The organism is Halalkalibacterium halodurans (assembly GCF_004376175.1).
GTDB classification, from domain to species: Bacteria; Bacillota; Bacilli; order Bacillales; family Bacillaceae_D; genus Halalkalibacterium; species Halalkalibacterium halodurans.
Genome location: NZ_SNUY01000004.1, coordinates 35,036 through 41,788, shown reverse-complemented (window position 1 = coordinate 41,788; position 6,753 = coordinate 35,036). Strand labels below are relative to the sequence as shown.

At 44.1% G+C, this 6,753-nt stretch carries 4 protein-coding genes and 1 pseudogene; 4 read left to right on the top strand and 1 reads right to left on the bottom strand.

What is annotated here, in order from left to right:
* Positions 1-314 (top strand): hypothetical protein (locus E2L07_RS21015; RefSeq protein ID WP_208401963.1); only part of this gene is annotated, 314 nt, incomplete at its 5' end.
* 10 nt (positions 315-324) lie between these two features.
* Here the strand turns inward: E2L07_RS21015 and E2L07_RS02240 are convergent.
* Entirely contained in the window at positions 325-1,683 is a 1,359-nt protein-coding gene (locus tag E2L07_RS02240; RefSeq protein ID WP_134228729.1) for an ISLre2 family transposase, read from the bottom strand.
* A 164-nt stretch (positions 1,684-1,847) separates the two neighbouring features.
* Here E2L07_RS02240 and E2L07_RS02235 point away from each other — a divergent pair, with 164 nt between their 5' ends.
* The 3 genes and pseudogenes from E2L07_RS02235 to E2L07_RS02225 all read left to right on the top strand — a co-directional run.
* Positions 1,848-2,633, top strand: a complete 786-nt coding sequence (locus E2L07_RS02235) for a carbohydrate ABC transporter permease (RefSeq protein ID WP_420897782.1) — start codon at positions 1,848-1,850, stop codon at positions 2,631-2,633.
* A 40-nt stretch (positions 2,634-2,673) separates the two neighbouring features.
* Positions 2,674-4,920 carry an alpha-galactosidase gene (locus E2L07_RS02230; protein ID WP_134228727.1) on the top strand — a complete coding sequence of 749 codons (2,247 nt, stop codon included), beginning with the start codon at positions 2,674-2,676 and terminating at the stop codon, positions 4,918-4,920.
* 200 nt (positions 4,921-5,120) lie between these two features.
* Positions 5,121-6,704 (top strand): annotated as a pseudogene (locus E2L07_RS02225) (solute:sodium symporter family transporter); the annotation flags it as partial.
* Between the last annotated feature and the right edge of the window lie 49 nt (positions 6,705-6,753).

Below are 6,753 nucleotides of genomic sequence, written 5' to 3'. Positions count from 1 at the left end.
CCAAGGAGAGACCCTTTTTTCATGCATTTTGCTTAAACCCTACCGCGCTTTCGCTTGGTGGCCTGCTCAACCAGGTAATGAACTTCCATTACCTGGTTGAGCAGGTTGTTTCTTCTCCCACAAACATTTTACTCATACCTTTCCGCGGACGAACCGCCGAGCCTCCTCAGGAAAAGCACCTTGCGGGGTCTCGTCTGGCCCGTTTTTCCGCAGGAGTCTCCCTGATTCCGTCCCACTACGCTCCGTTTTCATTTTCAAACATGTTTGAAAATGATAGCGCTTTCTTTACTTTTTGCTTTTCTTTTGCTCCGTAAATCAGCCTTTTTAAAATCCTCTCAATCCTTTTAATGCGTTTGTAATCGGCTTTCCAATAGCGTTTTGCAAGTAAGCCATGTTATTGCGCGTTGCCTCTGCGGCACTGCTTTTAAGCTTTTCTACAAAGTGTTTTGGAGGTTTGGTATCCTTTTTCGTTCTCTTTTCTTCTTCCAGTTCGAGGCTCTGATTTAAGGAGCCCTTTAAGGTTTTCACTTCCAGGCGGTCTTTCAATGCAACCATCAAGTCGATAAACTTATCAAGCCCTTTAGCACTCCAGCTTCGGCCATTTTTTAGCCTTTTGGCAAACACACTCATCATACCTTCCGCACTGCCCATTGGGCGAAATCCTTCTGTCTCAATGCCTTTCTTCTTCAGCTTCTCCCGGTAATCCCCCAGTGCCTCCGGATACTGGGATAACTGGGCGATTAACTCTTCCAGACGCTGCTCTTTCTTTTCCTGCTCAATCGTGCCGACCGCACTGTTTACCTCCACCATAAATCCATCTGTGTCATAGGCTGCCAGTTTCTTTCGAATCGAACGGTAACGCGGGTGATCCCGGAAGATTCTTTGCACATCGCGGGCGATATGGAACCGGTCAATCACAAAGGTCGCATTGTGCTGGAAGTAATCGCGGCACGCTGTAATCCAGGGCGCCCCATCGCCATTAATGACTAGGTGGTGCTTTGTGGGATCGTACTCATAATTCGTCACCAGGAAATCCTCAAAAGCTTCCCAGAAAGGACCTTTTCCTTTGTGGATAAAGTGGCGCTTTTTCTTCAGCCTGGTTCGCTTTCCGTTGACTTCCCACCCCTGATGGATACTGGCGATTTTAACCTCTCTGCCTTTCCTGTTTTTCTCCTGGCTTTTTGTGTATAGCCCATCCACTTCCACAAACAGGACTTCCCGCTCTACAGTTTCCGGCTCCTTTGGAAGGATGTCTGTATTCAAGACTTGTTGGCGGATACCTTCGTGGCTGATTACCTGATACCCTAACAGCTTTTCTAAAGCCTTTCCTGCCTGCCGGTAGGACACGCCTGTGACAGCGAGCTCCATAGCCACATCCTGTATTACAGGGCTCATCCCTTTTGAGCCGTCAAAATCCAAATATTGATCGAGAAGGTAAACATACTGCCCTTTTTCACGGTCTTTATAATAAGCGCGCTTTAATTCAATTCGACCAAAAACAGATTCAAAGCTTAACTTTTTCTTATCGTGAAAACGGAAGCGTTTTTTATCTCTTTTTTCAGCGATTTCTTCATCCAGCTTTACTAATATCTCGGTCATTACTTGAGTAAAACTTTCCTGTAATGCACGGAAGGTAAGTTGTTCTAAGGCTTTCATTGTGATCTCAGATATGGTATCTTTCATAGTGAGGACCCTTTCTTTGTATGTTGGTGGTTTAGATGTTATCAACTATACAAAAAGAGGTCCTTTTTTTCATGTAAAATGCTTATATCTACCGCGCTTCCGCTTGGTGTCTTGTTGGTGAAGGGGGAAGAAATCCACTTCCCCCTTCACCAACAAGCTTACACATTTTTCCTCTAATTCCTTTTTTCTGCCCACTAATATTTTACTCTAACACGATGGCGCTAAAGGAACGGGGAGATTTTAGCTCACGCTGGGCATTACCGGACTATTTTACGCTTGAAAATTTCGCGACAGCTTGGGAGCGTGCCAACCTAGGAAATGCGTTTATTAATACTGGGTTGATTACGGCTGGTGCAGCGGTGCTCCTCATTTTGTTTGGGTCGATGGCAGCCTATCCTTTAGCGAGACGTGAGACGAAATTAAATCGATTCGTTTTGCTCTTTTTTGTCGCAATTATGGTCGTTCCCCCGTTAACCGCCCTTGTTCCGCTTTACCAAATGGTCGTGAATTTAGGGATGCTGAATACGAGAACGATTGCGATTTTAAACAATTTAGCTGCATTTTTACCGCTAACGATCTTTCTTTACGCAGGGTTCATTCGTTCAACAATCCCGAAAGAGCTTGAAGAAGCAGCGAAAATTGACGGGTGTAACACCATTAGTATTTTTTTCCGAATCGTCTTTCCGTTGCTTAAGCCTGTCACAGCTTCAGTGCTCATTATTTCGTGCGTGTTTATTTGGAACGATTATCAGTTTGCGATTTTCTTTTTGCAAAGCAAAGATGTTCATACGCTGACCGTTGCTTTAGCGAGCTTTTTTGGAGAAAACCAAAGCAATTTGAACCTCGTCGCTGCGGCGGCCTTCATGGCAATGTTGCCAATGACGATTTTGTTTCTTTTCTTACAAAAATATTTTATTGCCGGCTTATCATCTGGTTCGGTAAAAGGATAAACGTTAAAGAGACTAGACTTAGTTTGTGGAGGGGGAGCCCATGCCTATTTTTTATACAGAACAAACAAAGGAGTTTCATTTACAAACAAAAGGAAGCAGCTATATTTTTACGGTTTTGGACAATCAGCAACTCGGGCACCTGTATTACGGGAAAAAGATTGAACACCGGGATTCTTTTACCCATTTACTTCGATTTCAACGACGGGCGACAAGTTCATGTGTGTTTGAAGGAAACTTAGAGTTTTCCCTCGATTTGATTAAGCAGGAATTTCCTTCATATGGCACAACCGATTATCGTGAGCCCGCCTTCCAAATTCTTCAGGAAAATGGGAGCCGAATTACGAACTTTGAGTATAAAAACCATGTGATCTCCAGCGGAAAGAAACCATTGAAGGGACTTCCGGCCACGTACGTCGAATCGGAAGAGGAAGCCGCAACGCTTGAGGTGTTCCTCTATGATTCACTCATTGATGTTGAGCTTGTGTTGACCTATACCGTATTTGCAGAAACAAACGTGATTACACGGCATGCGCGGTTCATTAACCATCATTCGTCGCCGGTTCAGCTCATGCGCGCTCTAAGCATGTCGGTTGATCTTCCTGATGCCGATTTTCAAATGCTTCAACTTTCAGGATCGTGGTCAAGAGAGCGATATGTGAAGGAGCGTGCTCTCGTTCCAGGGATTCATCAAATTTCAAGCACGCGAGGGGCGAGCAGTAGTCAGCAAAACCCATTTATAGCTTTAAAAAGACCACAAACAACAGAATTCCATGGTGAGGTTTATGGGTTTAGTCTCGTTTATAGTGGGAACTTTTTAGCTCAAGTGGAAGTGGACCAATATGATGTTTCAAGAGTTCAGATGGGAATCCATCCTTTCGATTTTCAATGGCTTCTTGAAGCTGGAGAGTCGTTCCAAACGCCAGAAGTCGTTATGGTCTATACCGATCAGGGATTAAATCATTTGAGTCAGCTCTACCATTCTTTATACCGGTCTCGTCTCGTCCGCGGGAATTGGAGAGATCGGCCAAGACCGATTCTATTAAATAGCTGGGAAGCCACCTATTTCGATTTCACAGAGGACTCTCTAGTCGAGTTTGCGAAGGAAGGAAAAAAGCTTGGGGTAGAGCTGTTTGTTCTTGACGACGGCTGGTTCGGAACAAGAAACGATGATACGACATCGTTAGGAGACTGGTTCGTAAATTCCGAAAAGCTTCCGAATGGCATTGAAGGATTAGCTGAAAAAATAGAAGCGCTCGGTCTAGCTTTCGGGCTATGGTTTGAGCCGGAAATGGTCAATAAAGAGAGTGAACTTTTTAAGAAACATCCAGATTGGATCATCCATGTGGAAGGCCGTAGCCAGTCCCATGGTCGCAACCAATATGTCCTAGATTTTTCAAGGGCTGAAGTGGTGGATGCTATTTATGAGATGATGGCGGAGCTTCTAAGAAAAGCACCGATTTCCTATATCAAATGGGACATGAATCGTCATTTAACAGAGATCGGTTCACCTGCGTGGCCGAAAGAGCGGCAGCAAGAGATTGCCCACCGATATATTCTTGGTGTCTACGACTTATACGAGCGGCTCATTTCGGAATTTCCTGACGTTTTATTTGAATCATGTGCGAGCGGTGGATGCCGCTTTGACCCTGGTATGCTTTACTATGCTCCGCAAACATGGACGAGCGATGACACCGATGCGATTGAACGATTGAAAATTCAATACGGTACATCAATGGTTTATCCGTTGAGCTCAATCGGTGCACACGTATCGGCAGTTCCTAACCATCAGGTACGTCGAGTAACAAGCCTTGAGACTCGCGGCAACGTCGCTTTCTTCGGAGCGTTTGGCTACGAATTGGACGTGACCCAATTGACAGACGAAGAAAAAGAAAACATGAAAAAGCAAATCGCTTTTTATAAAGAACACCGTGAGCTGATCATGTTTGGTACGTTTTATCGGTTACGTAGTCCATTTGTAGGGGATGGAAATGTGACGAGTTGGATCGTCGTGTCAGAGGATCAATCAGAAGCGCTCGTCGGCTATTACCAAACACTAGCAAAGGTGAATACTGGGTTTCGTCAGCTGAAGCTTACCGGCTTACAGGAATGTGGCTTATATCAAATTGACGGCATGACTGGAACGTATGGCGGAGATGAGCTGATGCATTCTGGTCTGCAATTGCCGAATGAATTTTCGGGGGCCAGTGCTTTAAGAGAGGATGAGCAATCAGGGGATTTCCAATCGTACGTTTTTAAACTGAAAAGAATCGAGAGCGATCGCCATTAACGGCGATCGTTCTTAAATGAATTTTCAAATCAATCAAAAAAAAGATTGATTTCCAATCAAGCCTATATTATACTCAGCATAAGGAAAGCGCTTACTTTATCTTTTTCCCTTAGAAGGAATTAAATAGAATTATAGTATTCTGTTTATTTTTTTACAAATTAGTTAAGCGCTTAACTTATGCCTCTAAAGGAGTGAACGGCTTGATTTGGATCATTCTTGCATCCTTTTTAACGTATTCTATTTTTGTTATGTGGTTTTCTTGGTATAAAACAAGAGGCACTGATCTATCGAGCTCCGACGGGTATTTTCTTGGTGGGCGCAGCCTGACAGGAATCGTCATCGCTAGCTCCCTTATTTTAACAAATCTATCAACTGAGCAAGTAGTAGGGTTAAACGGCTAGGCATTTGGGGAATCCATGGTCGTCATGGCATGGGAAGTAACAGCACCCATTGCCTTAATCTTAATGGCATTTGTCTTTTTGCCGCGCTACTTAAAGCTTGGCATTACGACCATCCCTGACTTTTTGGAACAGCGTTTTGATTTGCGGACACGGCAAATCGTTTCCGTTTTGTTTCTACTCGGTTATGCAACCGTTTTCCTTCCGACAGTTCTCTATTCCGGTGCTCTAGTGATCGATAGCATTTTTTCTTTATCAAGCGTTATGGATATAAGCCCCTTTATGATTGTGCTATGCATTTCGATTGCGATTGGTATCATTAGTTGCGGCTATGTTATTTTAGGTGGACTTAAAGCGTGCGCCATGAGTGATACGATTAACGGAATTGGGTTGATTATCGGAGGGTTACTTATTCCCATTCTAGCCTTATTTGTCCTTGGACGGGGCGATTTTGCCAGTGGTGTAGGTGAACTGGTAAGCGCGAATCCGACGAAACTTAATGCTATTGGGAATGATCAGGCATCCGTTCCTTGGGCGGTTCTCCTAACAGGGCTTCTATTTAACAATTTGTTCTATTGGTGCACGAACCAATCGATTATTCAACGGACACTTGCAGCGAAAAATTTAGCAGAAGGTCAAAAAGGTGTCCTGTTTGCAGGTATGTTTAAAATTTTCGGCGCCGCCTTTCTCGTGTTGCCAGGGATTATTGCCTATCTTCTCTATGGGGATGTGCTAGCGAATGCAGATATGGCGTATCCGAGCCTTGTCATCGACGTTATGCCGGTTGCTCTTTCAGGATTTTTAGCCGCAGTGTTATTCGGAGCGATTTTAAGTTCGTTTAATAATGTGTTAAACAGCTCGATTACGTTGTTTACACTGGATATATATAAGCCGATCTTTAAACCAAATGCGAAAGAACCTGAGCTCGTCAAGGCCGGACGAATTTTTGCGGCATGTTTAGCCATTACCGCTGTCGTAATTGCACCCTTTATTCTTTATGCACCTCAAGGCCTGTATTACTTTTTACAGGAGATGAATGGCTTTTATAGCTTGCCTATCATCGCGATGGTGATTGTCGGCTTTTTCAGTAAATATGTCCCGGCATCGGCACCAAAAGTGTTAGTTGCCGTTCATGTCGTTTTATACGCCGGATCAAAAGTTGTCTTAGGCGAAGTCAACTTTTTATATGTCTTAAGTGTACTATTCCCGATCAATGTACTCGTCATGTTGATCGTCGGTCGTCTGAAGCCGCGGGAAACGCCGTTTGTCCTTCCGACTGCCAATAAAGTCGATCTAACGCCGTGGAAGTATGCGAAGCCTTTTTCAGCATTCATTTTACTAACCATGCTCGGTGTGTACACGTTCTTTTCACCTCTTGGTGTGGCGGAGTCTTCCGGTGGTTACACGATCTATCAATTCATTTTCTTTATCGTAA